At 35.5% G+C, this 25,509-nt stretch carries 26 protein-coding genes and 2 pseudogenes; 9 read left to right on the top strand and 19 right to left on the bottom strand.

Features of this window, described 5'->3' with window-relative positions:
• Positions 1-147 precede the first annotated feature (147 nt).
• From ACJZL1_RS01605 to ACJZL1_RS01585, 5 genes are all read left to right on the top strand, one after another.
• Positions 148-1,425 (top strand): adenylosuccinate synthase, encoded by a 1,278-nt coding sequence (locus ACJZL1_RS01605; RefSeq protein ID WP_265025581.1) that lies wholly within the window; start codon positions 148-150, stop codon positions 1,423-1,425.
• Positions 1,426-1,669: 244 nt separating this feature from the next.
• The gene (locus ACJZL1_RS01600; RefSeq protein WP_419247363.1) at positions 1,670-4,570 is read left to right on the top strand and encodes a hypothetical protein; all 2,901 of its coding nucleotides are present in this window, start codon (positions 1,670-1,672) and stop codon (positions 4,568-4,570) included.
• Between the two features lies 1 nt (position 4,571).
• On the top strand, positions 4,572-4,712 hold the full coding sequence (locus tag ACJZL1_RS01595) for a hypothetical protein (RefSeq protein WP_419247362.1): 141 nt from the start codon (positions 4,572-4,574) through the stop codon (positions 4,710-4,712).
• Between the two features lie 28 nt (positions 4,713-4,740).
• Complete coding sequence (gene infA, locus ACJZL1_RS01590; RefSeq protein ID WP_164224845.1) at positions 4,741-5,004, top strand: translation initiation factor IF-1; 264 nt, start codon at positions 4,741-4,743, stop codon at positions 5,002-5,004.
• Complete coding sequence (locus tag ACJZL1_RS01585; protein WP_265025578.1) at positions 4,982-5,578, top strand: Maf family nucleotide pyrophosphatase; 597 nt, start codon at positions 4,982-4,984, stop codon at positions 5,576-5,578. Before infA ends, ACJZL1_RS01585 begins: the two co-directional genes overlap by 23 nt.
• On the opposite strand, the gene ACJZL1_RS01580 is transcribed toward ACJZL1_RS01585, so the two are convergent.
• The 3 genes from ACJZL1_RS01580 to ACJZL1_RS01570 all read right to left on the bottom strand — a co-directional run bounded on the left by ACJZL1_RS01580 (position 5,570) and on the right by ACJZL1_RS01570 (position 10,914).
• Positions 5,570-8,272 carry a hypothetical protein gene (locus ACJZL1_RS01580; protein ID WP_419247361.1) on the bottom strand — a complete coding sequence of 901 codons (2,703 nt, stop codon included), beginning with the start codon at positions 8,270-8,272 and terminating at the stop codon, positions 5,570-5,572. The two genes, ACJZL1_RS01585 and ACJZL1_RS01580, sit on opposite strands and share 9 nt — an antisense overlap.
• Positions 8,273-8,391: 119 nt before the next feature.
• Complete coding sequence (locus ACJZL1_RS01575; RefSeq protein WP_419247360.1) at positions 8,392-9,726, bottom strand: alanine:cation symporter family protein; 1,335 nt, start codon at positions 9,724-9,726, stop codon at positions 8,392-8,394.
• A gap of 924 nt (positions 9,727-10,650) precedes the next feature.
• Positions 10,651-10,914, bottom strand: coding sequence for a hypothetical protein (locus ACJZL1_RS01570; protein ID WP_265035581.1), 264 nt, complete (start codon positions 10,912-10,914; stop codon positions 10,651-10,653).
• 404 nt (positions 10,915-11,318) lie between these two features.
• Between ACJZL1_RS01570 and ACJZL1_RS01565 the strand changes: the two genes are divergently transcribed.
• A complete protein-coding gene (locus tag ACJZL1_RS01565) occupies positions 11,319-11,609 on the top strand; it encodes a type II toxin-antitoxin system RelE family toxin (RefSeq protein WP_265025574.1) in 291 nt (96 codons plus the stop codon).
• Between the two features lie 24 nt (positions 11,610-11,633).
• Here ACJZL1_RS01565 and ACJZL1_RS01560 read toward each other — a convergent pair whose 3' ends face one another.
• The 3 genes from ACJZL1_RS01560 to ACJZL1_RS01550 form a co-directional block, all read right to left on the bottom strand.
• Positions 11,634-12,137 (bottom strand): protein-disulfide reductase DsbD domain-containing protein, encoded by a 504-nt coding sequence (locus ACJZL1_RS01560; protein ID WP_265035583.1) that lies wholly within the window; start codon positions 12,135-12,137, stop codon positions 11,634-11,636.
• Positions 12,138-12,552: 415 nt separating this feature from the next.
• Positions 12,553-14,202: a chaperonin GroEL gene (gene groL, locus ACJZL1_RS01555; RefSeq protein WP_265025571.1), complete on the bottom strand. Its 1,650-nt coding sequence runs from the start codon at positions 14,200-14,202 to the stop codon at positions 12,553-12,555.
• 100 nt (positions 14,203-14,302) lie between these two features.
• Complete coding sequence (locus ACJZL1_RS01550; protein ID WP_265035585.1) at positions 14,303-14,593, bottom strand: co-chaperone GroES; 291 nt, start codon at positions 14,591-14,593, stop codon at positions 14,303-14,305.
• A 174-nt stretch (positions 14,594-14,767) separates the two neighbouring features.
• On the opposite strand from ACJZL1_RS01550, the gene ACJZL1_RS01545 reads away from it, so the two are divergent.
• Entirely contained in the window at positions 14,768-15,574 is an 807-nt protein-coding gene (locus ACJZL1_RS01545; protein WP_419247359.1) for a YgfZ/GcvT domain-containing protein, read from the top strand.
• Between the two features lie 593 nt (positions 15,575-16,167).
• On the opposite strand, the gene ACJZL1_RS01540 is transcribed toward ACJZL1_RS01545, so the two are convergent.
• The 8 genes and pseudogenes from ACJZL1_RS01540 to ACJZL1_RS01505 all read right to left on the bottom strand — a co-directional run.
• Complete coding sequence (locus ACJZL1_RS01540; RefSeq protein WP_265025569.1) at positions 16,168-16,410, bottom strand: type II toxin-antitoxin system RelE family toxin; 243 nt, start codon at positions 16,408-16,410, stop codon at positions 16,168-16,170.
• 69 nt (positions 16,411-16,479) lie between these two features.
• Positions 16,480-16,716, bottom strand: coding sequence for a hypothetical protein (locus ACJZL1_RS01535; protein WP_265025568.1), 237 nt, complete (start codon positions 16,714-16,716; stop codon positions 16,480-16,482).
• Between the two features lie 54 nt (positions 16,717-16,770).
• On the bottom strand, positions 16,771-17,004 hold the full coding sequence (locus tag ACJZL1_RS01530; protein ID WP_419247507.1) for a type II toxin-antitoxin system RelE family toxin: 234 nt from the start codon (positions 17,002-17,004) through the stop codon (positions 16,771-16,773).
• Between the two features lie 74 nt (positions 17,005-17,078).
• A complete protein-coding gene (locus ACJZL1_RS01525; RefSeq protein ID WP_419247358.1) occupies positions 17,079-17,297 on the bottom strand; it encodes a DUF6290 family protein in 219 nt (72 codons plus the stop codon).
• 100 nt (positions 17,298-17,397) lie between these two features.
• Positions 17,398-17,676: a type II toxin-antitoxin system RelE family toxin gene (locus ACJZL1_RS01520; protein ID WP_265025567.1), complete on the bottom strand. Its 279-nt coding sequence runs from the start codon at positions 17,674-17,676 to the stop codon at positions 17,398-17,400.
• Positions 17,667-17,885 (bottom strand): hypothetical protein, encoded by a 219-nt coding sequence (locus ACJZL1_RS01515; protein WP_265025566.1) that lies wholly within the window; start codon positions 17,883-17,885, stop codon positions 17,667-17,669. Before ACJZL1_RS01515 ends, ACJZL1_RS01520 begins: the two co-directional genes overlap by 10 nt.
• A gap of 71 nt (positions 17,886-17,956) precedes the next feature.
• Positions 17,957-18,172 (bottom strand): hypothetical protein, encoded by a 216-nt coding sequence (locus tag ACJZL1_RS01510; protein WP_419247357.1) that lies wholly within the window; start codon positions 18,170-18,172, stop codon positions 17,957-17,959.
• A 69-nt stretch (positions 18,173-18,241) separates the two neighbouring features.
• Positions 18,242-18,592: pseudogene (locus tag ACJZL1_RS01505) on the bottom strand (ankyrin repeat domain-containing protein); the annotation flags it as partial.
• A 378-nt stretch (positions 18,593-18,970) separates the two neighbouring features.
• On the opposite strand from ACJZL1_RS01505, the gene ACJZL1_RS01500 reads away from it, so the two are divergent.
• Positions 18,971-20,176 carry an MFS transporter gene (locus ACJZL1_RS01500; protein ID WP_419247506.1) on the top strand — a complete coding sequence of 402 codons (1,206 nt, stop codon included), beginning with the start codon at positions 18,971-18,973 and terminating at the stop codon, positions 20,174-20,176.
• Positions 20,177-20,370: 194 nt separating this feature from the next.
• On the opposite strand, the pseudogene ACJZL1_RS01495 reads toward ACJZL1_RS01500, so the two are convergent.
• The 4 genes and pseudogenes from ACJZL1_RS01495 to secG form a co-directional block, all read right to left on the bottom strand.
• Positions 20,371-20,481, bottom strand: a pseudogene (locus ACJZL1_RS01495) (WPE palindromic element domain-containing protein); the annotation flags it as partial.
• A 177-nt stretch (positions 20,482-20,658) separates the two neighbouring features.
• Complete coding sequence (locus ACJZL1_RS01490) at positions 20,659-21,078, bottom strand: nucleoside deaminase (RefSeq protein WP_419247356.1); 420 nt, start codon at positions 21,076-21,078, stop codon at positions 20,659-20,661.
• Between the two features lie 41 nt (positions 21,079-21,119).
• Positions 21,120-22,724, bottom strand: coding sequence for a CTP synthase (locus tag ACJZL1_RS01485; RefSeq protein WP_265025561.1), 1,605 nt, complete (start codon positions 22,722-22,724; stop codon positions 21,120-21,122).
• Positions 22,724-23,044 (bottom strand): preprotein translocase subunit SecG, encoded by a 321-nt coding sequence (gene secG, locus ACJZL1_RS01480; protein WP_265025560.1) that lies wholly within the window; start codon positions 23,042-23,044, stop codon positions 22,724-22,726. Before secG ends, ACJZL1_RS01485 begins: the two co-directional genes overlap by 1 nt.
• Positions 23,045-23,188: 144 nt before the next feature.
• Between secG and ACJZL1_RS01475 the strand changes: the two genes are divergently transcribed.
• Positions 23,189-23,704, top strand: coding sequence for a gamma carbonic anhydrase family protein (locus ACJZL1_RS01475; RefSeq protein WP_265025559.1), 516 nt, complete (start codon positions 23,189-23,191; stop codon positions 23,702-23,704).
• A gap of 45 nt (positions 23,705-23,749) precedes the next feature.
• Here ACJZL1_RS01475 and ACJZL1_RS01470 read toward each other — a convergent pair whose 3' ends face one another.
• Positions 23,750-25,441 (bottom strand): hypothetical protein, encoded by a 1,692-nt coding sequence (locus tag ACJZL1_RS01470; RefSeq protein WP_419247355.1) that lies wholly within the window; start codon positions 25,439-25,441, stop codon positions 23,750-23,752.
• Positions 25,442-25,509 lie beyond the last annotated feature (68 nt).

Genomic DNA, 25,509 nt, shown 5'->3' with positions numbered 1-25,509 from the left:
GTATCATATAATGATGAATAATTTGGTAATATATTAAGAAAATCGACAGTATATTTCTTTATTTAAGAGGTGCAGGAAAGGCGTAGATTTCTCTTTTCATTTGTAGCGTACTATATTAACATTTATGTATTAATCTAGAAAATAATGATGAATAATATTGTAATTGTTGGTCTGCAATGGGGTGACGAAGGCAAGGGTAAAATAGTAGATTATCTTTCTGAGAATGCAGATGTAGTTGTGAGATTTCAGGGAGGAAATAATGCAGGGCACACTATAGTAGTAGATGATGAGGTTTATAAATTAAATTTACTGCCCTCTGCTGTTTTGAGAACGGGCAAAATATCTATCATAGGAAACGGTGTTGCTCTTGATTCACATGCTCTAATCTCAGAAATAGAGTTATTGAAAGTTAAAGGGATGGATATCAATCCCAATAATTTGATAGTATCTGAAAGCTGTCCATTAATACTTAGCGTACATAAGGACAAGGAAAAGCTATTTGAAGATTTAAACGGAAATCGCAAAATTGGTACAACAAACAAAGGAATAGGGCCATGTTATGAAGATAAAGTTGGAAGGAGAGCTATACGCCTTTGTGACTTAGAAAACGCAGATGAGCTCAATAAAAGAGTGGATACTCTTCTGAATTACCACAATGCTATCAGAAAAGGCCTTAACTACCAGGTGGTTAAAAAAGAAGAAATATTAAAAGAAATTCAAGGGATTTCAAAAAAAATTCTTTCATATAAAAAACCTGTGTGGAGGATATTAAATGACTTTGTGAAAGAAGGTAAGAAAATAATATTTGAAGGCGCCCAAGGCACATTTTTAGATATCGACCACGGAACTTACCCTTTTGTTACTTCAAGTAATACTGTAGCGTCGCAAGCAATAACAGGCTCAGGATTAGCCTCCAATGCTTACATTATTGGTGTGGTAAAAGCTTATACAACAAGAGTGGGCAATGGTCCATTCCCTACTGAGCAAAAGAACGAGATTGGAGATAGCTTATTTACTATAGGCAAGGAGCTTGGAACAGTGAGCAATAGAAGAAGGCGCTGCGGATGGTTTGACGCAGTTTTAGTGCGCCAGGCTGTGCAACTTTCTGGAGTTTCAAGCATTGTATTAACCAAATTAGATGTGCTTGATTCTTTTGATACAATTAAAATATGCACTGGTTACAAGTATAGCGGGAAAATGTATGATTATTTACCCGCATCGCATTCAATACAGGAGGAATTAGAGCCAATATATGAAGAGTTTCCTGGCTGGAAAGAAAATACTCAAGGTAAAAGGTCGATTGAAGCATTGCCTATCAATTTAATAAAATATATAGACAAGTTAGAAAAATTAATAGGTGTACCAATTCATCTAATTTCAACTAGTCCAAAAAGAGAGGATGTTATTGAGCTTAAAGATTTCTGAAAACGTCTTGTTAACTTTTATCCAATAAAAAAAAATACTTGCGTAACTTCGAATAGTCTATTATGCAAGGTAGTAGTGTAAACGTATAGTGAGCAGTGTATAATGAAAGATAAAAGCTCAAGGTTAACACTTGCAGTTATTTTTACACAATCAAGTAATCATAAAAGTTAGTGTAGAGCGTGGTTTGATTTTTTTAAATATATGTTAATTAGTATAATATAAATATAGTTAAAGGAGGTGTGTTATGATTGGAGATTTGACTAAGGAAGAAAAAACAGCAGAGGCAGGAAAAACAAGTGATCAGTCAGAGAATTATGATGTTGAATCAGTTATAAGGGCAGCATCATGTACCTGGTATGCAATACATCGCCTACTGGTGTTGTATAGAGAAGAAAAAGAAAAATTATGTTATTCATCACGGTTTACACTACGTCTTACATCCCTCAAGGACCGTATTGATGAAGTGGAAAAAGAAAATCCTTCCACTAAGGACTCTGCTATAATAAAGTTCTGCCGCTCAATTGCAGAAAATAAAGGATTACAAAACGAATTAAACAATTTAAATAATCCTGCTGAAAATTTTGCCGATAAAGAATTTAATTCTCAATTAGAGAAGATAATAACAGGTTTTAAACTAAAAAATCTAGAAGACAAGGTAGGCTTTTTAACGCTTTTGAAAGAAGAAAGAGACTTCACTGCTATACAGAATGCTTATAGAGATGGGTGGAGTTTTTATGACCTAATAAACGATAAAGATTTTAAACAAACGTACATAGATAAAGCAGTAACAGAGTCTGCCGGTAAGAGCTTTAAGGAAGATATAGATAAATGCATAGAGTTGGCAGAGCAGGGAAAAAAAGCTGCAAGTAAATGTTTTGAGGGAAAAGGCGTAGAGCTTCGAGCTTATTACACAGAAACTGATAACGCTCATAGAGTTTTGAATATCAATCTTATTAATTACAATAGAAGTGAGCCAACAAAGATTAGTGACATTTTGCAGCAAGAGAAAGAACTGAATATCTATTGCAATAAAAAACGTGAAATATGCGCTCATCGAGAAGGTAAGGAAAGACATTATAAATTTGAAGAAGGCGCATGTTATGAAATGACAAGCACTTGGCCTGTAAAGGATGAGTTCGGGAATGTTTCAATTTGTACCATGATTATGAATGTGAGTAGTGGTGGCATAACTGAAGTATTAAAATTTAATGGTAAAGATTTTGTGCTATCGGAGGAGATCCGAGAATGGATAAAGCAAAACGATGAATTATATATTCAAGGTCTCTCCTTACATAATGCTGTAATAAAATCACTAAAAAAGGGTGAGGCTGCTGATGTTGTACCTACTGCTAATAATAATTTTCAAAATGAATCTATAGTGGCCTATCAAGACAAAGAACCAGAGGAGAAATTAGATCCTAAAGTTGATGCTGACAATAGCCTTCCTCCTCCTCCTTCTATTAATAGCAATGCATTAATTCAAACAGAAGTCAATTTACAGCACACTGAAACTCAACCAGAAGTTGCTTCACAACAAATGGATGAATTGATTTTAAATAATCAGATGCTGTCCGAAGAAAACGTTGAATTGAAGCAAGAAGAAGCAGAGTTGCAAGTGATAAATAAAAAGCACCATGAATTAACACAAGAAAATCAGCAACTACAGGAGAAACTAGAAACAACCCAAGCAGAAGATAATCAAACAATTGTAAAAGAGAGGCAGAATAGCGATTTACAAGATAAACTTGGAGAAGAGAGACCAGAATTCGACATTCCAGAAAACGAGTGCGAGGAATTTCCAGGAGATACAATGCTTATACTTAAACTCACTGAAGATAACGTTAATGTTACACCAGAGAAGAAAAAATTACGCAGATTTTCAAGCGTTGATAGTGGACTTGGTGATGAGCATTATGTATCGGATCAGAGACCTGTAGAAATTGAGCAAGAGCAAAAAAACACAGAATTGCAAACTGAACTGGCACAAAAAGATAAAAAGTTAGCAAGTGCGTTAGCAGAGCTACAAGGGAAAGCACAAGAACTTGAAAGTGTATGTGAAGAAAAAGGAAAGCTAAGGCAAGAGCTGGAAGTTGCTAATGCAAAAAAGGAGGAGTTAAAAAGTAAATCAAAGAAATCGCAAGAAGAACTATATCATGTGCAGGAAGGAAAGTCTGATTTAGAGGACAAGTTTGATCAGTTAGAACGCTCTAATAAGGATATAGAGGAAGATAAAGAACGGTTTTCAAAACAAGTATTAGATCTGCAAAAAGAATTATCATGCTTGAAAGAGGTAAACCAAGCATTAAGCAATGAGCTAGAAAGTGCTCAAACAGAAAAGAAAAGAGTGAATCAGAAACTTGCAGAAGCTGAGCAAAGAATTGAAGCATTAAAAAAACAGACTAGTGATTTAAAAGATAAACTTGAAAAAAAGGAGCGAGGATCAAAGGCAGAAATAGATACAATGCGCAAGGAGTTAACGCAGCTCAAAGAAAACCTGGAGGAGAGGGCACAAAAACTTAAAAGTGTATATGAAGAAAAAGGAAAGCTAGAGGACAAGCTGAAAGATGTTAATACAGAAAAGAAGGAATTAGAAGACAAATTAAAAGAATTTGAAAAAGAGATAGACCAAGCAGCACACATAATGAAGGAAAAGGAGCAGTCTATAAGCAATTTAAAATATCAAATGCTAGGGTTGGAAAATGAGTATAAAGCACAACTGGAATCTTCTAAACAAGAGATATGCAACCTAGCATGGAGAGTTGAAGAGTTAAGAAGCGAGCTAGAGCGTGAGAATGAATGGGATGATAAAGTTGTAGAAATGCTTAATGGACTGGAAGAAAAAATTCGTGCTGATGGACAAAGGAGCCTCAACGATCAATTTTATACTCTAACAGGAGACATTTCTAGTGAGCCTGACAATGCTCCACGAAAGAAGATAGAGTTATCCAGATCTTTAAGCCTTGATAATGAGTCTTATGTTCCACTAGAAGGGGAGAGAAGATCACTCAGATCTTTAAGCATTGATGGCGGATATGGTAGCGATGAGGAAAATTGTGATAATGATTTATCTTCCAACATAACTACAAGTTCTATTGAGAAGGTGGCAGAGAGTAGAAACGTAGGTAGCTCGCCTTTTCTCGGTTAGGTTGGAGAAAGTGAAAAATGCAGGGCTGCACTTCGAAAGCATTATTGTGAAGATGGTTGGGATTAAGTTGCAAGAGAAATACTTAAGTGGAGTGCAAAAAGTCTTTTGTGTTGATAATAATTTAAAATCTATAGTAGACTGAAAAAGATTATTAAATTATAATATAACATATGATAAAAGACGAGAAATCGAAAACAATTTTTGAAGTGGAAGGGGCAGTAACTGCTTTACTACCTGCAGCAGAATTTAGAGTGAAACTGGACAATGAACATGAAATTATCTGTCATGTATCAGGGAAAGTGAGAAGAAGTAAAATACGCATCATTATAGGGGATAGGGTGTTAGTTGAGATGAGCATTTACGATAGGAATGCGAAAAAAGGTCGGATCATTAGAAGGCTTAAAGGTACAAGTGACAGAACGATCTCTAAATAATCTTATTCTTGCTTCATCATCGAAAAGGCGCATAGCTTTATTAAAACAAATAAATATTGAGCCAGGTTTAATTTTGCCAGCAGACATAGATGAAGCCCCTTTAAAAAAGGAACTTCCGAAGGATTACTCAATCCGTATGGCAAAAAGTAAAGCTGAGAAAATACGAAGTTCAAATCCAAATTACTTTGTGCTTGGTGTTGATACAGTTGTTGCTTGTGGTAGAAGGATATTGCTTAAAGCTGAAAACGTTGAACAAGCAGAAAAATGTATCCGCTTGTTATCAGGAAGAAGGCATAGAGTATACACCAGTGTATGTTTATTAACTCCCGATCAATCTAAACAACATATCAGGACTGTGGTTACAATAGTGAAATTTAAACGTCTCAGTGAACAAGAAATTAAGTATTATTTAGCATCAGAAGAGTGGAAAAATAGGGCAGGGGGATGCAATATACAAGGCCTAGCTGGAATGTTCGTATTGTTCTTACGCGGCTCCTACTCTTCTGTTATAGGGTTACCGTTGCATGAAACCTATTGTTTGCTAAGCAATTATTTTAACCTCAATTTATATTGAAATACCTTTATTGGTATCTTTTTCTTGTTGTGACTCAGCAATACGTTTAGTCCAATCCAGTGGTCTTTTATTTCTGTTACCTAATGCGATTCTATCGCGATCACAACTATCAGTGTGTTCTGTTAAAGTATCTTCTCTTTCTTCTTTTATTACTCCAACTTCCAGTTGTATCTTATCTTTTTCTAGCAATTTATATAGTTCGCTATTTTTATCTACGGTTGGACTAGTGTCAGCATTTTCTCGTTCTGCCACTGTTTTTACATCTGTTGAACTATCTTTTAGCAACCCGGCTGCCAATAAATGTTCTTTAGTTTGTTCACTAATTCCTCTTTGATCCACTGGTTTTAGTGGGAACTTCTGAGTTTCTTTATCCAACTTACTGGTAAATTCCGTAAGTAGAGTGTCATCTTTTTGTTCAACATTCATTAGGCTCGCTTTTAACTGTTCAGGATTTACTTGAGATTGTTCATGATTGGCATGAGTTGGAGATGAATAGCCCGAATCATTTGTTTTTACATCTGTTGAACTGTCTTTTAGCAATCCATCTTCTCTCAAGCGTTTTTTAGTTTGTTCACTAATTCCTCTTTGATCCACTGGTTTTAGTGGGAACTTCTGAGTTTCTTTATCCAACTTACTGGTAAATTCCGTAAGTAGAGTGTCATCTTTTTGTTCAACATTCATTAGGCTCGCTTTTAACTGTCCAGGATTTACTTGAGATTGTTCATGATTGGCATGAGTTGGAGATGAATAGCCCGAATCATTTGTTTTTACATCTGTTGAACTGTCTTTTAGCAATCCATCTTCTCTCAAGCGTTTTTTAGTTTCTTCACTAATCTGACTCTGATCAGCCGGTTTTAACCCGAGATTTTCTTGACCTAATGTATTTTTAAGTTCTTCAAATAGAGTTAGATTAATATGTTCTTCTAATTTCCTTCCTACCTGTTTTAAATCTGTTTGAGGTTTACTATCACTACTAGTTGGAGATATATAACCTGAATCACTTATACTATTTGGTGTTGAAGCAGAGACACTAACAGTTGGACCTTCCACTGTTTTTACATCTGCTAAATTGTCTTTTTGCAACCCATCTTCTTGATCTTGTGACAGTTTATCAGTAGGATCAACTTGCCTTAATCCTCTATTATCTTGCTGTGATCTATCTCTGATTTCTTTAAGAAGATTTTCAGGCGGAGTTTGATCACTTTGTCCAATGTTCTCTAAGCTCCTCTTTGGCTGCTCAGGATCTACTTGAGGTTGAGCATGAATTTGAGATGAAGAGCCCGAGTCACTTTTGCTATTGGGTTTTGGAACAGAAAATGACTGTTCACTTTCTTTCCACTCAGCACCACTAGCACTTTGGTTATCACTGTTATATATATCTGGATCTGGAGAAGGTGAATAAGGAATTCTGTCCTTTAATGTCTCTAACGGTGATGGGTTATTTTTTCTACTTCCTGCAATTGATGTTTCTCTATCATCAACATCAGTGTGCCGTAAGTTGTTTTTCTTGAAATTCCTGATCTCTTGTAATAGATCGCTTTTGCTATTTCCTTCTTGTTGCGGGATTTCAGGTTGTTGCTGATCATTAGGTGTTTGCTCACTTCTATCTGGTTTTTGGCTTCCAGGTACAGCATATCCAAATGTAGGATTGTCATAACGTCCATCTTCTTGCCTATTATCTTGATTGTGGCTTACAGACTTGGTGAAAGTAGAACTATCTGAAGGATCAGAAGTTGCACCTTTTTGCTGATTATTAGGTGTTGGATTATTCTGTTTATCTCTTTGCCCACCATCTTGGCTTACAGGCTTGGCAGAGGTATTCCTCCTTTGCTTATTGAAAACATCTTTTTCAGGTGGTAGTGAACTAGTTCTAAGTGGTGGCAGCGGAGGGGTCTGAGACCCAACTCCTCGATTCATGTGGGTAGCTTTGTCTTTTACGATATCGTCATTTCTTATAGTACTTTCAAATGACGTTTGCATCTCATTCGCTTTTCCTTGTCCCTTTTCCCTGAATTCTATTTCATGCAAGAATAAACCACCTATTTTTACGTCTTTATTTGCTTTTAGCTGATCTTCAGTAACGCCATTACCTTCAATAAGTTCTATACCATCTTTATCAATATTGATTTTGATAGTACACTTTTCCCCATTCACATACCAATTTAGCGTCATCTCATATGAACCATCGGTTACGACATAATGTCTTATTTTTTTCCCTCCTTCCTCGGCAACAAAACCATGCATTCCGCTCTTTCCATCACTATGCAACGTTGAAAATCCCGAGATTCCATTCTTCTGACAAAAATCACTGTTTAAAAATTCGCTGATTTTGAACTCTTTCTTGTTATCCTCCAGTGTAATACTTGCATGATTACCGTATATTGAAACTTTTTTATCTTCAACATCATCATTAATGTTATTAGCACTAGTAATATATTTATTCAACTCTTCTTTAGCTTTATCTTCAAGCTCTTGTCTAGCTGTCTTGTCGCATTCCTGAAGAATAACTCCACATGCTTTATTTTTGTCTTTATCTTCGTTCCAATCCCAATCGGCGCGTTCTGTTAAAAACTTTACTGTGTTAAAATCAACTCTAGCATTATAAATTGGGTCGTCCTTTTTATCAAATAAAGGAAAAAATTCTTGAATGCGCTCATTATAAATGTGTTCTTGTTGTGTATCGTTAGTGCTCATATACCCCTCACTAATAACCCTCTGCCTTTAGTTCTAGCTAATACTAGCTAATATAATTATCACGAGCATTGGTTGAATTTTTATTAAGGAAGGTTGTGTTGTTACTCAGATGGCAACTTTTAGTTGGCGCCTAATTTTAAATATCTGTTGCTCATAGTGAATACTCCTGGATCTTTAGAAGTTAGCTTGAGTATAGCAAGTATGTTGATAAACAACAAAGCAGCAATCGAGATATCAGCGACATCCCATAGCAACCGGACTTTACCTATCGCACCAAGCGGAATGATCATGGTAAAAATTACAATCCAGATTTTAGTGTATTTATTATCCATAGACACATAACGTATTGTCTGTTTTGAGCAAAAAAACCAAGTAAAAATAGTAGTGAAAGCAAAACAAAACATTATGACCATAATTAAATAGTCAATATAGGGCCAATTCATAGCTTTTCTAAAAGCAAATATGCACATGTTAGTACTCTCTAAATCAGTGACCCAAGAATCTGTGACAAGCAGTACCATTGTTGTAATAAACACTATGAATGCAACTATAAAAGGCGATATTATTGTGATTAGGCTCTGTTCAATAATAAATTTATTGTTATTTTTCTTAGGAACAATTGAAGAGTGCACGATTCCTTCGAGGCCAAGCCCTATATCTGTTGCAAAAATACCTCGCAAAGTTCCGACTTGAATAATAGTCAACATTTCTAAAATCAAACCTAAAGATAAACCAGAGTTAAAGCTACTAGTTGTAAAAAAACTGCTTGTTATTAGTTTTAGAGAAGGAAGAATATTTTCACTAAATTTAAATAATATGATACCGCAAAGTGTGAGGTAACTTACCGTCATTATCGGTATCATAGCCGATATAAAAATTTTGATTTTTTTTAAGCTGAGAGCTGCAACAACAAAAAATATTATGGCCATTACAATGCCACCAACAACTGCAGGCACATCTATCATGTTAAGTGGTATTGATAGAGAATTTACCTGAACAAGGTTACCAACTGTTATTGAAACCATCATCATAACAACTAGAAACACAATTGTAGCTTTTCTAGAGTTAAATGCATCAGCCATGTAGGCTACGGGGCCACCTATAAACCGTCCGTTCTTTTCCTTTCTGGTTTTTATACTTAGATAACAAGTGACATATTTTATCACAGAAGTGATAACAATAATTATCGCCATCCATAAAATAGAGCCCGGTCCCCCGGTTTTTAGAGCAACAGCAGTTCCTGAAATATTTCCTACTCCTAAATTTCCCCCTAAGATTGTAAATAGGGCGGCTATAGAAGAAAATTTATTTTCTCCTTTTTTAGCTCCAAGGAGTGAAAGGGCGTATGGTAATCTAAATATCTGTAGCCATTTTAGTTTAACCGATAGGTAAACACCAGCAACTAGCATGAGTAATATTGTTGGCAGTAATAAAACAAACTTTACTGTATCCATCTGTAAAAGTGAGTGTTTTGACTTAAGTATACATACAAAAGTTGAAAATACCTAACCTATTTTCTATGGGAGTTCGTATGACTTCGTTTCTGTCATCCTAGCACCCCTTTCCTGTCATCCAAGTAGCTGATACTGGGACCAGTTTTCCATATCAAAAATTTTTATTTTAACATAATACTAGCTGCTCTCATACTCAGTTTTTAGTCAAAGTCAGTGTCAAGCTCTACAAAGTATTTTTCCGCTTCTTTCTGCGCTCTGTTCGCGTTGTTGACTAACTAAATGTAAGCTGCCACGTATACTGAAGTTGTGATATATACGATAAATAGAAATAATCGTATAAAAGAAAAGAAGATATTGGATATCTTCTTTTTTTACTGTGATTAAAGATACATTGTATCTAGAGCGTGTATTGCATCTGCCATAAGTGATAATTTTATGCTCTCAGCAGAGAGATTGTCTGCAGTAGCTAGCTAATTTCTCACTAAGTGTTACTTCTTGTGAATGAGGTTGAGAATATGAAAAATTAGTATTATTACACCAGTGCTTGCACACTTTATGCCAGTACGTACCACTATTGTGTCTTTGGTCGCATATTTTGACGCAATCGCCGTATGTATGTTGTATGGGTACCTCATTTTCACTATTCATGGAATTCCGTAGATCAAGTTTTTGTGTATGTTTTGTCATAATATACTCCTTAATTTAAAAATTAATATAATTTTAACATATAAATGCAGATATTATATTAATATAATTACTTTTCAGAGCAGTAATATATAGCTTATGATACCTTTTGAAAAGATTTATGCCTTTTATCGTTCTTAATTTTCAGAAAAAACAGGTTATCTGTTTTCAAGTAGCTAATTATAGAAGTAATCGTATTAAAAAAAAGAAGATATTGAATATCTTCTTTTTTTATTGTGATTAAAGATACATTGGATCTAGATCATGTATTTCATCTGCCATAGACAATAATTTCAAGCTCTCGTCAAGGAGATTATTTGCACTAGCTGTTAATTTCCCACTAAGTGTTGGTTTTGATGAATGAGATGGGGAATTTTGAGGACTCTGAGAAATACATTTTTCAAAGCAATCAATATCTACCATCTCAGCTCTATTACCTTTTCCATCTGCAGAACCAAGTACCGTACATTTATCTCTGCATTTTAACACATTATCCATATCCATAATATACTCCTTAATTAAAAAATCAATATAATATTAACATGTAAATATTAATGATATACTAATATCAGTATAATTGCTTTTCAGAGATATAGCTTATGATATCTTTTGAAAAGATTTATGCCTCTTATTATTTAATCTGCAAATTCTTTATTGAAAAATTCAGGAAAATGCTGTATAATTACTCATAAACTTTGGTAGAACTTATGGCAGATTCAAGAGTTAATGTAACCTTCGACCCAGAAACTTCACAACACCTTATTGAACTAGCTAAAGCCACTAAACAACTGTTTAAAAATTAACAGGAAAGCTAGTCAAAGAAGCGATCGAGCTTGAAGTAGAAGATGTAGCGTTTTCTAAAGTGATTAGAGAATTAAGTGATGATGATGCAGAAGAAGTAGATGATAGTGAAGGCATCTGGAAATAAGCGATATACTATTAAATATTTCAAACATGTTATTAAGAGAAATTTGCCTTCCTTACCACAGGACGTAAAGCCAAGTATTAAAAACGCAATAAAAGAGCGTCTTGAGACTGATCCTGTTAGTAATGGTATATTATTACGCAATAGATTAAAGGGACATAGAAGAATAAAAGTTGCTGATTACCATGTAAATACCGCAAAACGCATAGTAACTATTATTTCAATAGGACATAGGGATAACATTTTTAAACTATTGAACCTATCACTGGACTGATAACTTACTCGCCCCCTGAGAACTCTATTTTTCATACCACTCATTTATAAGTTCATTGACATCAGAATTTATAAAATTCTTTAGTGGCTGTTTGATTTTTATCTCAGCACTTTTAGGGATGCACCTATCTTTACATATCGCATAATTTATATGGAAGTTAAGGTCAATATACCCTTGATTTGAAAACACATTCATCTTAAAGGGAAATAATACCATATCCTCATATACGTTACTGATAAATATCTCTCTTCCTACTTTATCTCTATGTTCCTTTGGAGTAGGCCAGTAAATATCTATGTTTAATGTGTTACCCTTACAATCAAAAGAAGTGGGAAAACCGAAATCTCCAGGATCTTTATAATATATGTGCCAGCCTGGTTCTACTGTAACCCTTATTGCACCTTTAAGAGTGAGGCTTGCTTCATTTATCTCGCCAATAAGTAAATCAAATTTTGCAATTTCCTCATCAGCATATAGTTGAGTGCAAGAAAAAAATAAAAACAATATTAAATATATATGTATTTTCATTAAGGTAAAATTCTCCTTTTATAGAGAAAGTGATTTAGATTTTAATTATTATATTTAATAGTATTATATAGATTATTTATTAACATAGCATTATTCTAATATATACAACTGTAATATAAATGGGTGAAAAGAATAAGTCATTGTGGAAAACACATATAGCTAAACTGACTTAGATTTACCGACAATTTGAAAAACAAAAATTCGTCATTCCGCTACTTGTTAGCGGAACCTATCCTTGGCGGTATGACGTAGGAAAACCTTTCTTGGGTTAGCTATAGACAACCATAATATAAAAGAGTGAAACGGATGCAAACAGTAGTGCATTTCTGCACCAAACGTATTACCTTTAACGAATAGTAAAATGTGAGATTTTTTGGAACTACCGTGGAGCAATTGCTCCACGGTTTCACTCTACTTAGAATCCACCCATGCCACCCATTTCTCCTGCGCCCATAGGAGATGAAGCATTTTCTTTGCTTGGTACATCAACTATCATAGATTCAGTAGTAATCAGCACACTCGCAACAGATATCGCTGTTTCAAAAGCAATACGCACCACTTTTGCTGGATCAATCACACCAGCTGTAAATGCATTAGCGTAATTCATAGCCTCAACGTTGTATATAAGCTCTTTATCATTCTGCTTAATCAAATAGTCAATTATAACAGCAGATTCAAGACCAGCATTTTTAACTAACCTTCTAATTGGAGCACTGAGAATTTTCTTGATAATGTTTATGCCTATTTGCTCTTCGTCACTTGCACCTTTTAATTTGTCGAGAACAGATGAAGCATAAAGAAGCGCAACTCCACCACCTGGAACTATGCCTTCTTCAATTGCAGCTCTTGTTGCATGCAGCGCATCTTCAACTCTATCTCTACGTTCTTTAACTTCCACTTCAGTTGCTCCACCAACTTTTAGCACAGCAACACCACCTGATAATTTCGCTAAACGTTCTCTTAGCTTTTCTTTATCATAATCAGAAGTTGAAGTTTCAATTTGAGATTTGATCTGCTCGATTCTAGCTTTCACACTGTCAGAATCGCTATTTTCGCTGACAACTGTGGTATTATCTTTAGTAATTTTAACATTTTTAGCAGTACCAAGATCATCAAGTGTCAGATCTTCCATCTTAATTCCAAGTTCATCTTTTATGACGTACTTAGCACCAGTCAAAGTTGCTATATCTTCGAGCATCTCCTTTCTTCTGTCACCAAAACCTGGAGCTTTTACTGCAGCAACTTTTAAACCACCACGCAATTTATTGATAACTAAAGTGCTTAATGCTTCACCTTCGATATCCTCTGCAATAATAACTAAAGGTTTACCAGATTTAACAACAGCTTCAAGAATAGGAAGTAAAGGTTGAATAATATTTAATTTTTTCTCTGTAATTAATAGATAAGGATTATCAAGCTCCACGATCATTTTTTCATTATTTGTAATAAAATACGGAGAAAGATAACCGCGATCAAATTGCATGCCAGTAGTCAGCTCAACTTCTAACTCTTTTGAACCTTTACTTTCTTCAACAGTTATTACACCCTCTTTTCCAACTTTTTTCACGGAATCAGCAATACTGTTACCTATATCCTTATCACCATTTGCAGAAATTATTGCAACTTGTGCCACTTCGTCTATTTTCTCTAGAGAAATTGTACGAGACATTGACGTAATTTCCTTTAATATTACATCTTTCGCCTTCTGTATTCCGTTTTTAATACCAACACGATCGTTTCCAGCAGCAATTGACTTTGAAGCTTCCATTATCATATTGCTAGTTAGTATTGAGCACGTTGTTGTACCATCACCAACTTTGTCGTTACATTGAGAACAACTTTGGGCAAAGATGCTTGCTATTGCAGCATTTAGTGGTTTTTCAGGCTTGATGCCCTTCATCACCTTATAACCATCTTTTGTAATTTCTGGTGCTCCATAGGGCTTATTAATCCCTACTGTTTTTCCCCTAGGTCCCGCAGTTATTGCCACCGTTGAGTCTACTATTGCTGCGACTTCACGAAAGGCTTCTTGCAACTGCTCACCTGATACTACTACATTAGTCATTTTTATCACCTCTTGTTAATAAAAAATTTAGAAAACTATAATAAAACCATTTACAATGCGCCATGTTGCGCTTTGTTTCAGTTTAGTAAAATAAAGACTGCTATTTAATGACAGCAAGTATATCGGACTCTTTCATCACGATAAGCTTTTCATCATTATGTTCTATTTCTGTACCAGCCCATTGACGATAGAACACTTTATCACCAGCTTTCACAGTTAAAGCTACGCGTTCGCCATTTGAGTTGCGTGAACCTTCACCAGTTGCTACAATTTCACCTTTAGTAGGTTTCTTTTCAGCACTTGATGGAAGCATAATTCCACCTTGCTTTTCCTCGCTAACAGGCTTGATCAGCACGCTATCATCCAATACATTTAAACTTACATTTGACATTTGCTTTTCCTCTCAACAAATTAACCTATAACTTTATATATATACTCGTAAGTTAGATTTCAAGGGCTGGAGCTTGTAAAATATGCACACCATTATAAAATATGCACGCCAAAAGCAGTTTCTAAAAGAGCCTAATGTTGTATAATAAAATTTAGATTTATTTATAGAGATTTCATGAGTTATATACCATTCTTAAGTCGTGGTGTGATAGTGCTATATGGGCCTGACACTAGAGATTTTCTGCAGGGTATTATAACCAATGATATTAATAAGTTGGGTAGCCAAAAAGCCATTTACTCTTTATTGCTTAGCCCTCAAGGAAAATATCTATATGATTTTTTTCTTATTGAATATGGTAAATACACCCTCTTGGAGTGCGAAAACATGCACTTGCAGCAAATAATCGAGAAACTAGATTTACTTAAAACTTATTTGAGGGTGAAGATTAAAGACGTTAGTGCACTATATAAGGTTGGAGTTTTGTTTAATACTAAGTCAACGGAGTGTAGTGGTAAGTCACAAGTTATTTTTCAAGATCCAAGGCACAAACTGCTAGGAATGAGGATCATACATAAAGGTGAAATAAAGGAGCCAGTTGGGGATTTTACTCAGTATGAAAAAGTTAGAATTCAAAACCTCGTTCCAGATGGAGCAAAAGATATGGTACAAAATTCATCGTTCCCACTGCAATTTTTAATCGATAAAGTAAACGGTATAAGCTTTAATAAGGGGTGTTATATAGGTCAGGAAGTCGTAAATCGAATGAGCAGACAAGAAATATTCAGAAGAAAGCTTTACCTTGTTGAGGGGGATAACGCACTTCCAGATATTGGCACTAAAGTGACAAATGAAAATAATGAGGAAATAGGGGAACTGCGCTCTAGTGTAGACAACATTGGACTTGCATTGCTTAATACTGGAAAGAGCCATGCAAATTTATATGCTAGTGGGGTCAGGTGCGTTGAGACGTTGAAGTCTTAAGGTAGCGCATATAGAAACGAAAAAGCTGCTTGACACATTTCGCCAGCCCCTTTATCATAAAACTGAAGGTATTCAGTTATCTTCATCTGTGCAGATTAAACAGCAAGAAAACAACGTAGTTGGCGTCTTATTTTTAATTTTTTGCACTATGTGCACCTTATGTCTTCACAATATTTCTAGGTTTTTACCTATATAAGCTGAAACGCGCTTATAAGTCGTTTAAGACAGTATAGTACGCCAATTTGCAGGATTAGAGAGTGAACACTAATTACCACGGGGTTTCTTTTGCCTTTTTTTCTACTTAGTAAATTTCTTAAACATTTAAACTAAGGTGAGTTGCAATTAAAAGCAGCTAAATTGCAGTGTTTAAGACTTAAAAAACGCCAATACTGAAAATAGACAATGACCAGGGCTTCTTTTGCCTTTTTTTTCATTTGGTAAATTTCTTAAATATTTATAGCTAAAGCAATTTAAGAGCCCGTGAATCCAAGTAGCGTGACCACTTGTTTTCATATCAAAACGGAGACTCTTCGACTCAAAATAGTGTTTTCGTTGGATCAAAAAAAATCAATTTTTAAGCTCAGCAAAGCCACTTAAGATAGAAAGCAGCACAAGAAGGAGGCCTGTATAAAAATATATTTATGTTTACTCAGTATTTTTCTAGCCTTTTCGTAAATGGTATCTCTATGCCCTACTGTAACTATGGTTACTTCATATTCTACAGTGTTTACATGATATATAATACGGTAATCGCCAACTCTTAGTCTTCTGCGCCCTTTAAGGCTGTGGTTTAACGCTTCACCAAGATTAATAGGAATCAACTGTAAGCCGCTCATTTATCGCATTTATAACCCTTGACCCTACTGTTTTCGGAAGATCTGGAAGATCTTTCTCGAGAACATTGTCTAGGAAGATAATAGTGTATTCCAATCTACATCCTCACTTTTAGTCTTTTTTGCACCTTCAATATCATACTCATCAGCAACCACAGATAATAAAATATCTTCCTCTTCACGCTCTACTGCTTCTCTGAATAGCCTTTCTGCTAGTTCTTGAGTAGACTCCTTAGTGAGTTCAGCTAGTTCAGCAAAGTGCTGTGAAGTTTCTTTGCTAAGAGCTATGTTAATTCCTGAATTTGCCATATGTTTTACCAAAATCTACTACTATAACAATTATACAATATCTTTCTAAATTTTTCAATAAAAAAGTGGGTGTATAAAAATATATCTAATGTTTATAGTAGCTGCTTCATGACAATCGTAAATGTATTCTCTATGCTCTATTGCAGTAATCATTACTATACGTTCTGATTTACTTATTCGATAGATCAAGCGGTAATCACCTGTTCGTATTCTACGATATCCTTTAAACTCACCAAGCAAGGGATCTCCTGCCTTCTCAGGAGAAACTGTAAGGCGCTCTTTTACGATTTCTTTTATCCTTGACCATATTGTCTTAGGAAGACTTGGAATATCTTCGTGAACTACATTTTCCTCATAACAGATTAAGCCCAGTTGACGTCTTCATGCCTGATGAATTTTGCATTTCGGGTGTCACGTTGGATAGCGAGTTTGACTATCGCTATATCTTCCTCATGTTCAATTGCTTCTTGTATAAACCCCTCTGCTAGTTCTTGAACGGACTGCTTTTTCACTTTAGCCAAGCGAGCAAGGTACTTTGAAGTTTCTTCGCTGAGAGCTATGTTAATCCTTGAATCTGCCATATGCTTAACCAAATTTATAACAATTACACAACATTTTTCTAAATTTTTCAATAAAAAAAGTGGGTGTATAAAAATATATCTAATGTTTATAGTAGCTGCTTCAATGACAATCGTAAATGTATTCTCTATGTCTTATTGCAACAATTGTTACTATGCGTTTTAAATTGTCTACCTGATATATCACACGATATTTACCTACTCGTATTCTACGGTATCCTTTAAGTTCACGTAACAAAGGCTCTCCTACTTTATCAGGAGAAACTGTGAGGCGTTCTTCTATGGCCTTTTGGACTCTTAGCTCTATTGTTTTTGGAAGATCTGGAAGATCCCTTTCAATAACATTATCTAAAAATTCAATTTCGTAAGGCTTTATTTCCACTTTACGTCCTTGTACTTAACTCTTTTTGCACCTGGAACATCGCGTTGAATAGCAAGCTTAAGTAGTGCCATATCTTCCTCATGTTCAATCGCTTCTTGTATAAACTCCTTTGCTAGCTCTTGAACGGACTGATTCTTCACTCTAGCCAAGCGAGCAAGATCCTCTAGAATCTCTTTACTGAAAGCTATATTAGTGCTTGAATCTGCCATATGTTCTACCAAGTTCTACTACCACAACAATTTTACAACATCTTTCTAAATTTTTCAATAAAAAAAGCAGTTTACGTAGTTACTCCCGGCCCATTTTCAGCAGTTTTTTCTTTTTTTGCTTCATCCACTTTAGTACTAGGCTTTGACATCATATACGTAATACCACCAACCGCTAGTGCTGCTGTTGCAACTGCAACCACTGCTATTACTATAGGTATTAACTCAACTGCAATTGTTCCGGTTGCAAAAAGTGCTACTGCTATTGCAGCACCTAATAATGCTGTCAAACCACCATAAAAAACGCTTTTTTTAAATGCTCGTTTTCCCAGTTGTGTTTCTTCTGCTTCCTCTAGAAGTTTCTTTATAACATCATCTTGAGCTAAGTCTCTTGGAGTTTTACCATGTTCATCCTTTATTAAAGGATCTGCTCCATTTTCTATTAGAATTTTTACTATCTCTGTATGGCCTTCTTCAGCAGCTAAATGTAAAGGAGTCTGTCCAAATTCATTTGCTGCATTAATATCAATCCCTTTTGCTTGTAATAGAACCTTTACTATCTCTGTACAGCCTTCTTCAGCAGCTAAATGTAAAGGAGTATCACCACATTCCCCTATTGCATTAACATTTGCTTCTTTTTCTATCAGAATTTTTACTATCTCTGTATGGCCTTTTCCAGCAGCTAAATGTAATAATGTATGTTTTCCAATTTTTCCTAAAAAAATACCCCAAAACAGGTGATTTACACTAAAATCAGCTTTTTCCCATTTTTCATACTCATCTTCATCTTCTACTTTTAATTTCTCTTTTATTTCTTCAATTACGTTGTCCTTACTGAAACCTTCCTCCTTATCAATTACACTTAATATTTTTCCAATTGCACATATTTCCCCATAACTTCACCTCTGATTTTAATAACATTTTAATTATCACATACCATAATAAAAAAGTCAACACCATATGTTTAGGTTGTAAAATCCCAAAAAGCAGCCAGAATAGAATAAGCAAACATTTACGAATTGAATTTAGTGCAAACAAGGGTGTTGATATCAACCATACTCTGCAGAATCGCAATATGGTATGACTACATGCTCTTTATTGATTTGATTAACATAATCAGCAGAGAGTTTTGTTTTGCAAAAGATGTCTACAGTAACATACTGCAATTATTTGGAATTGTAGGGCTAGGCGCAATTGTAAGGCCACTTGGTGCATTCATATTTGGTCACGTTGGTGACAGGTATGGAAGGAGGATAGCATTAATAATTACTATCTTGCTAATATCGATACCATCAAGTCTCATTGCATTTATTCCAAGTCACAATCAAGTAGGTATAATTTCTACTATATTGCTTCTTGCAATCCATGTGACACAAGGAATTGCACTTGGTGGTGAACAAGGAAGTTCTGTTTATCTTATAGAACATTTATCCAGTAGGAAAGAGAACTTAGGGATGTATTTTGGAATAATGGGCTTTGGTCGTTCCATTGGTGTCTTGCTTTCTGCGGTGATAGTAATTATCTGCAAAAAAACTACTGATTTTTGTATCTGGGGTTGGAGATTGCCATTTGTTTTCTCAGCTATTTTAGGATTAATTAGCGCGTATAGCATATACACATTGGGAGAAACTCCAGCATATGAAAAAAATCGAAAACAAAGAAATTTACCTGATTTGCCAATAATAGAGCTTATAAAGCGCCACAAGAGAGCTCTTATACTTGCTATTTTAATATCTGTACCTGTTAATGTTGCTGTTGGATTTACCATATTTCTTCGAACACTCGCAAAGGAAATAGCATCAGTGGATGTTTATGTAACGACATATATCAACGAAATTGTATTGATTATAACCAGTATATTAATGCCGATATCTTCAATAGCGTTTGGAATGTTGGCTGATAAAGTTGGAAAAGAGCGCACTGCAATCTTATTTATAGCAATTACAATGGCACTGTGTTGTCCTGCGTTATCTATTGCATATTACTACAAAAATTATCTTGTGATTGCGTTGAGCGTAATGGTTCTCTCTATAATAGAAAGGGGTATAGTTCCCATAGGAATAGTTGCATCTGAACTCTTTCCCACCAATGTCAGATTTAGTGGCGTAAGCTTATCACGTAACATCTCTTATGCATTACATGGAGGATTTACCCCTATGGTTTGTATTTGGTTGACTGTAACATTTCCTCAAACAAACCTTGCTGCTGGGCTTTATATAGTCTTCTGCTTGTTGGTCAGTGTGGTAGCAATATTGCAAATAAAGCCACAAGATAAAAAATGTGATTGGTCTTAGTTTTCTCTTATGTGATTTGATAGACCGGGAAAGGGTTTCATCTAAGTAGCTGACACCCTGACAACCGTCATCCCGCTGCTTGTTAGCGGGATCTATGTTAAGGTATGACGGTCCGCTACATGTTAGCGGCTGAGATACCGCGAATGAATCGCGGTATGACGGTTAAGGAGGGTGTCATCCCAGTGTCCCTGTAATGTCATTCCAGTGCTTGACACTGGAATCCAGTCTTTATTATGCAGCCACTTGGTTAAAATTAAGTCTTCTGGATCCCAGTGTCTGGGCACTGGGATGACAAAGGAGGGCAGTGTCAGCTACTTGCATGACACCCTGCTGGTGGGACAATGTTTGTATAGTTGTGCGTCACGCGCTGGAATGACGAATTACTTAACCGTCATACCGTCACGGTATCTCCTAGCATAGATTCCGCTAACACGTAGCGGGATGACGAATTTGTATCGGAAAACAAGTAGCATGACGGTTTGTCAAATGTCTCTCAGTCTTTCAAAAAAATCCTTTAACAAAAAAGAGCATTCTGTTTCTAATATTCCACCATAAACTTCAGGTATATGGCTGCAAAATTGAAATATCTTAGCACCATTTTCAATTCCTCCACCTTTTGGATTATAAGCTCCAAAGTACAATCGTTTAATTCTGGCAAAGGAAATAGCTTGAGCACACATCGGACATGGTTCTAATGTTACGTATATGTCAGAATCATAAAGCGTTGAAGTTGAGAGCAACTCACATGCCTGCTTGATCGCTAACATCTCTGCATGTGCAGTTGGATCGCTGGATATATTGTGTGCAGAAGAAACGACATTGCTTCCACTAACTATTACGGCACCTATGGGAACCTCATCATTTTTCTGAGCAAGTTTGGCTTGCTCTATGGCAAGCTCCATATATTGATACTTGAACACTTTCCTTTGCTAATCTTCTTTTTTTAAATTTTATTAACTGCTGCCTTAATAAACGATATAAAAAGAGGATGAGGAGAAAACGGCTTTGATTGAAACTCTGGATGAAACTGCACACCAATAAACCACGGATGACTCTCTAACTCCACTGCCTCTATGCACGTTCCATCTTCTGATATGCCACTGCATAGAAGCCCATTTTTTTCCAAATCATCTTTATAATCTGAATTGATTATGTATCTATGCCTATGCCTTTCTGAAATAGTAGTGTTACTATATGCATCCATCATTTTAGAGTTTGCATTTATATTACATTTGTATGCCCCAAGTCTCATGGTTCCACCAAGATCGTCATCTTGATCGCCAGCTAACTTAACGATTGGATGTTTACAGTTATGAAATTCTTCAGAGTGTGCATCTTCAAGCTTAACAACATTACGAGCAAACTCAATAATTGCAAGCTGCATACCAAGGCAAATTCCGAAAAATGGGATATTATTTGTACGGGCATAATTTATTGCTAATATTTTACCCTCTACTCCGTCATCACCAAACCCCCCTGGGACAAGGATTGCATGAGAATTCTGTAATTTTTCTTCTATAAGCTTCTCATTTATAGGTTTTTCTTCCTTTTCTCTTGAGTTAACCCAATTTATCCTTACTTTGACTTTATTACTAATTGCACCATGATTTAATGCTTCAACTAGTGATTTATACGCATCAGGGCATTCGGTGTATTTTCCCACTATAGACACAGTAACTTCCTGTGTTGGGTGCCTTATGGAATGCACTATTTGATCCCATTCAATCAAGCTTGGTTTTGGCTCACTTAAATGAAAGTGCTCCAAAATTTGCGTATCAAGCCCACATTGGCTATACAACACCGGTAACTCATATATATGACTCACATCAGGAGCAGGTATCACATTGGATAAAGAAACATTGCAAAGCTTAGCTATTTTCTCTCTTTGATTATCGAAAATTTCTTTCTCACTGCGGCATAATATAATATCTGGCTGTAACCCCGCGGAATTTAACTCTCGAACTGAATGCTGCGTTGGCTTTGTCTTTAATTCTTGCGCTGCGGTAAGATATGGTATTAAAGTTAAGTGAATAAGGATAACTCTTTGTTTTCCTAATGTGTAGTTAACTTGGCGTATAGCCTCCAAAAATGGTTGGCTTTCAATGTCACCTACAGTTCCGCCTATTTCACATATTACAAAATCTAAACCTTCCGTACCATTAAAAATGAACGATTTGATTAAATCTGTTACATGAGGAATGACTTGCACAGTTTTGCCCAGATAATCACCACGCCTCTCTTTCTTCAATAACTCATGATATATCTTACCAGTTGTTATATTGTCATCTTTTGTTGCTTTAATTCCAGTAAAACGCTCATAATGCCCAAGATCCAAATCAGTTTCAGCACCATCCTCGGTAACAAACACCTCTCCGTGCTGAGTTGGGTTCATTGTCCCAGGATCAATGTTGAGATACGGGTCAAGTTTTCTGATACGGATCTTAAAACCGTGAGCTTGAAGAAGCGCACCAACGCTTGAAGAAACTAAGCCTTTACCAAGCGACGATACAACTCCACCTGTGACAAAGATAAATTTAGCTTCCTTCATTAATTTTCAAATGGAACAGAAGTAGATTCACTTTCTTGCTTTTTTTCTAATATAATTTTTTCTACGATCGATTTTTTATGTACGTCTTTTGAACATAATCCTGACAATAGCAATGTGTTTATAATAAACAATCCAGCAACAATAGCCGTTATTCTGCTGAGCGGGTTTTCAGAAGATTTCACCGGAATCATCGAATTGACCCCTTGTTGTGTATTACTAAAACCACTTAATGAACTACTCCCAGGTGGCTGCAAGAGCACTAAAATTACTAACACAACAACCAATATTATTTGAAATATACTTAATACCGCTACTGACATTATAGATAGGGCTGAAAATAAAAATCTTAGCAGTACAAAGCACGTAAGTCAAGAACATCTGTCACCCAAATAACTTGAAATCTAAGTATGTATTTACTGCTTACCTTATTTTGATTAACATATGCATAAAACTTTGGGCTTAATATGTATCACATTTTAAAATACAAAAATTATGAACCAAAAATAGACGAAAGTGCTTTCATCGCAGGTGGTTCGCATATCATAGGTAAGGTTGAAATAGGAAGAGATGCAAGCATCTGGTTTAATTGTGTAATCAGAGGAGACGTTGGATCAATAAAAATAGGTGATGGAACAAATATTCAAGATGGAACGGTAATTCATGTGGATAGAAACCCAGGTGGTGACACAATTATTGGCAGTATGGTAACAGTGGGACATTTTTGTATGTTGCACGCATGCACGGTGCATGATAAAGCGTTTATTGGTATGGGCTCTACCGTGATGGACCATGCAGTTGTGGAGTCTGAAGCTATGGTAGCTGCTGGCTCACTGGTAACACACGGAAAAGTGATAAAAAGTGGAGAAATATGGGCTGGTAGGCCAGCAAAATTCTTCAAAAAAATGTCGAATGAAGAAATTAAACATATTGCACAATCAGCACAAAATTATATTATGCTAATGAAAGAATACAAAAACTAAAGTTTGCGTCAAGTGTTTTACTTGACGCGTATGGCTCAACCCTTGTTACTTCCCTTTATTATTCCCATCTACTTCTTGTGCTTTCGCCCCATCTACTTGAGTACTAGGTAATGCTGCATATGTAACACCACCAACTACGAGTGCAGATGCTACTGCTATACCAATCATTACTAACATATCTAACCTAACTGTACGTTCAAGTGCAGTAAATGCTATCAGTCCAGCAGCAAGACCAACACCAACAGTAGCGGTGTACTTCGCTCCATTGCCTTGTTTTGGTTGCTCAGTTGTTTTGCTTTTATCTTCTAATGTTTGTTTTTCCTTCTGTAATTTATCAACAAGACTTTTACTCTCTTCTAATTGTTTATTTAACTCCACAACTTCAGCATTTTTAGCTTGCAACTGCTGAACTTGAGCTTTTAATTGTGTTATTTCCTCATCTTTAGCTTGTAACTGAGCAACTCCAACCTTTAGTGTACTTATTTCCTTCTCTTTCTCTTTTAACAGTTGCTGTAAGTCCGCAACTTCCTTACTGGACTTACTTGCATTTATTATACTGTTCTTTAACTCTTTCTTAATCGACTCCACAATTGCATCTACACTTTTATCTTTATTACCCTCTATTAAAGATATTATTTTGCCCTGTAACTCTTTATGCAATGACTCCTTACCTTGTACTTCTGATAAATTATTGCTTATGATATCTTCTATTGTGTTCTTTAATTTTTCATCATATAAGCTCTTAACTTTGCCTTCTAACTCTTGACCTTCTGATTCGATGAGAATTTTTATTCCTCCGTTTAACTCTTCAGTAAATAAACTATCAATTGCATCATTAACTTTCTTCTGTTCATCTGTTGAACTTGCTAGTTGCTGTTGTAAGTCTGTTTTTTCCGTGTTAGCTGTGTCCAATTGAGTTTGTAATTCTTGCTGTTTGTTCTCAGCTCCAGTTAATTTAGCTTGTAAGTCTTGTGTTTTAGCTTTCAATTCTTCCTTTTCCTTTTCTAATTCTTGTTTCAATTTCTCCTCAGCTTCTTTCTTTGCAGCTTCTAATTCTTCTTTGCTCTTGTTAGCTTTCTCCAATTGACCTTGTAATTCTTTCTGTTTCTCCTCAGCTTCTTTCTTTGCAGCTTCTAATTCTTGATTTGCCGTCTGTAACGTTGTAACATCAGTATTTTCAGCTTCTAATTCTTTTATCTTATCCTCTTTCTCTTGTAACTGAGCAGCACTTGGTCGGTTGTTTAGCTGTTCTTGTAATTCTTCTTTGCCCTTGTTAGCTGCGTCCAATTGATCTTGTAATTCTTGTGTTTTAGTTCTCAATTCCTCCTCAGCTTTCTTCTTTGCAGCTTCCAATTCTGTTATTTCAGCATTTTTCTCTTCTAACAATTGTGTTATGGGATGTTTAGATAGGTCTTTTACCACAACCTCCTCTTTCTTATCGTTAAGGCCTAACAGATTTTTCATTTCTTCTAGGCGACTAGAATATTTGTCACCCTTTTTCCCAACGGATTTTACATTCATGATTGTATTATCTCCTAGTTCTTCTTGAGGATAAGAACCAGTAATATATAGTTGTTGATCATCTAGCGTACAGCCCACATAAAGCTTGTCATCAATTATAGCACCACTCCTATCTACGTCTTTATACTTTTTAAATTCTTCATAATCACCTTTTTTTATAACAAGCATTATTTTATCATCAACAATCTGTATTGTACCATTATTTAAGCTTAGCATAACGCACCTCAATTATAATTTAACATTACATAATACCTTTAGAACCTAAGGTCAAGTAATATTTTATC

Origin of the sequence: Wolbachia endosymbiont of Rhagoletis indifferens (assembly GCF_048537595.1) — a bacterium.
Lineage (GTDB): Bacteria > Pseudomonadota > Alphaproteobacteria > Rickettsiales > Anaplasmataceae > Wolbachia.
Note: the sequence above shows the minus strand (reverse complement) of the source record. Positions and strands in the feature narration are given on the sequence as shown.

Excerpts from the sequence above, each read along its gene's own strand:
- ACJZL1_RS01535 (WP_265025568.1), bottom strand. The coding sequence starts at position 16,716 with ATGGCAAATTCAGGAATTAACATAGCTCTTAGCAAAGAAACTTCACAG.
- ACJZL1_RS01600 (WP_419247363.1), top strand. The coding sequence starts at position 1,670 with ATGATTGGAGATTTGACTAAGGAAGAAAAAACAGCAGAGGCAGGAAAA.
- ACJZL1_RS01485 (WP_265025561.1), bottom strand. The coding sequence starts at position 22,724 with ATGAAGGAAGCTAAATTTATCTTTGTCACAGGTGGAGTTGTATCGTCG.
- ACJZL1_RS01550 (WP_265035585.1), bottom strand. The coding sequence starts at position 14,593 with ATGTCAAATGTAAGTTTAAATGTATTGGATGATAGCGTGCTGATCAAG.
- groL (WP_265025571.1), bottom strand. The coding sequence starts at position 14,202 with ATGACTAATGTAGTAGTATCAGGTGAGCAGTTGCAAGAAGCCTTTCGT.
- ACJZL1_RS01545 (WP_419247359.1), top strand. The coding sequence starts at position 14,768 with ATGAGTTATATACCATTCTTAAGTCGTGGTGTGATAGTGCTATATGGG.
- ACJZL1_RS01570 (WP_265035581.1), bottom strand. The coding sequence starts at position 10,914 with ATGGATATGGATAATGTGTTAAAATGCAGAGATAAATGTACGGTACTT.
- ACJZL1_RS01580 (WP_419247361.1), bottom strand. The coding sequence starts at position 8,272 with ATGAGCACTAACGATACACAACAAGAACACATTTATAATGAGCGCATT.
- ACJZL1_RS01560 (WP_265035583.1), bottom strand. The coding sequence starts at position 12,137 with ATGAAAATACATATATATTTAATATTGTTTTTATTTTTTTCTTGCACT.
- ACJZL1_RS01475 (WP_265025559.1), top strand. The coding sequence starts at position 23,189 with ATGTATCACATTTTAAAATACAAAAATTATGAACCAAAAATAGACGAA.
- infA (WP_164224845.1), top strand. The coding sequence starts at position 4,741 with ATGATAAAAGACGAGAAATCGAAAACAATTTTTGAAGTGGAAGGGGCA.
- ACJZL1_RS01500 (WP_419247506.1), top strand. The coding sequence starts at position 18,971 with ATGCTCTTTATTGATTTGATTAACATAATCAGCAGAGAGTTTTGTTTT.
- ACJZL1_RS01605 (WP_265025581.1), top strand. The coding sequence starts at position 148 with ATGAATAATATTGTAATTGTTGGTCTGCAATGGGGTGACGAAGGCAAG.
- ACJZL1_RS01515 (WP_265025566.1), bottom strand. The coding sequence starts at position 17,885 with ATGGCAGATTCAAGCACTAATATAGCTTTCAGTAAAGAGATTCTAGAG.
- secG (WP_265025560.1), bottom strand. The coding sequence starts at position 23,044 with ATGTCAGTAGCGGTATTAAGTATATTTCAAATAATATTGGTTGTTGTG.
- ACJZL1_RS01490 (WP_419247356.1), bottom strand. The coding sequence starts at position 21,078 with ATGGAGCTTGCCATAGAGCAAGCCAAACTTGCTCAGAAAAATGATGAG.
- ACJZL1_RS01575 (WP_419247360.1), bottom strand. The coding sequence starts at position 9,726 with ATGGATACAGTAAAGTTTGTTTTATTACTGCCAACAATATTACTCATG.
- ACJZL1_RS01470 (WP_419247355.1), bottom strand. The coding sequence starts at position 25,441 with ATGCTAAGCTTAAATAATGGTACAATACAGATTGTTGATGATAAAATA.
- ACJZL1_RS01525 (WP_419247358.1), bottom strand. The coding sequence starts at position 17,297 with ATGGCAGATTCAAGGATTAACATAGCTCTCAGCGAAGAAACTTCAAAG.
- ACJZL1_RS01540 (WP_265025569.1), bottom strand. The coding sequence starts at position 16,410 with ATGAGCGGCTTACAGTTGATTCCTATTAATCTTGGTGAAGCGTTAAAC.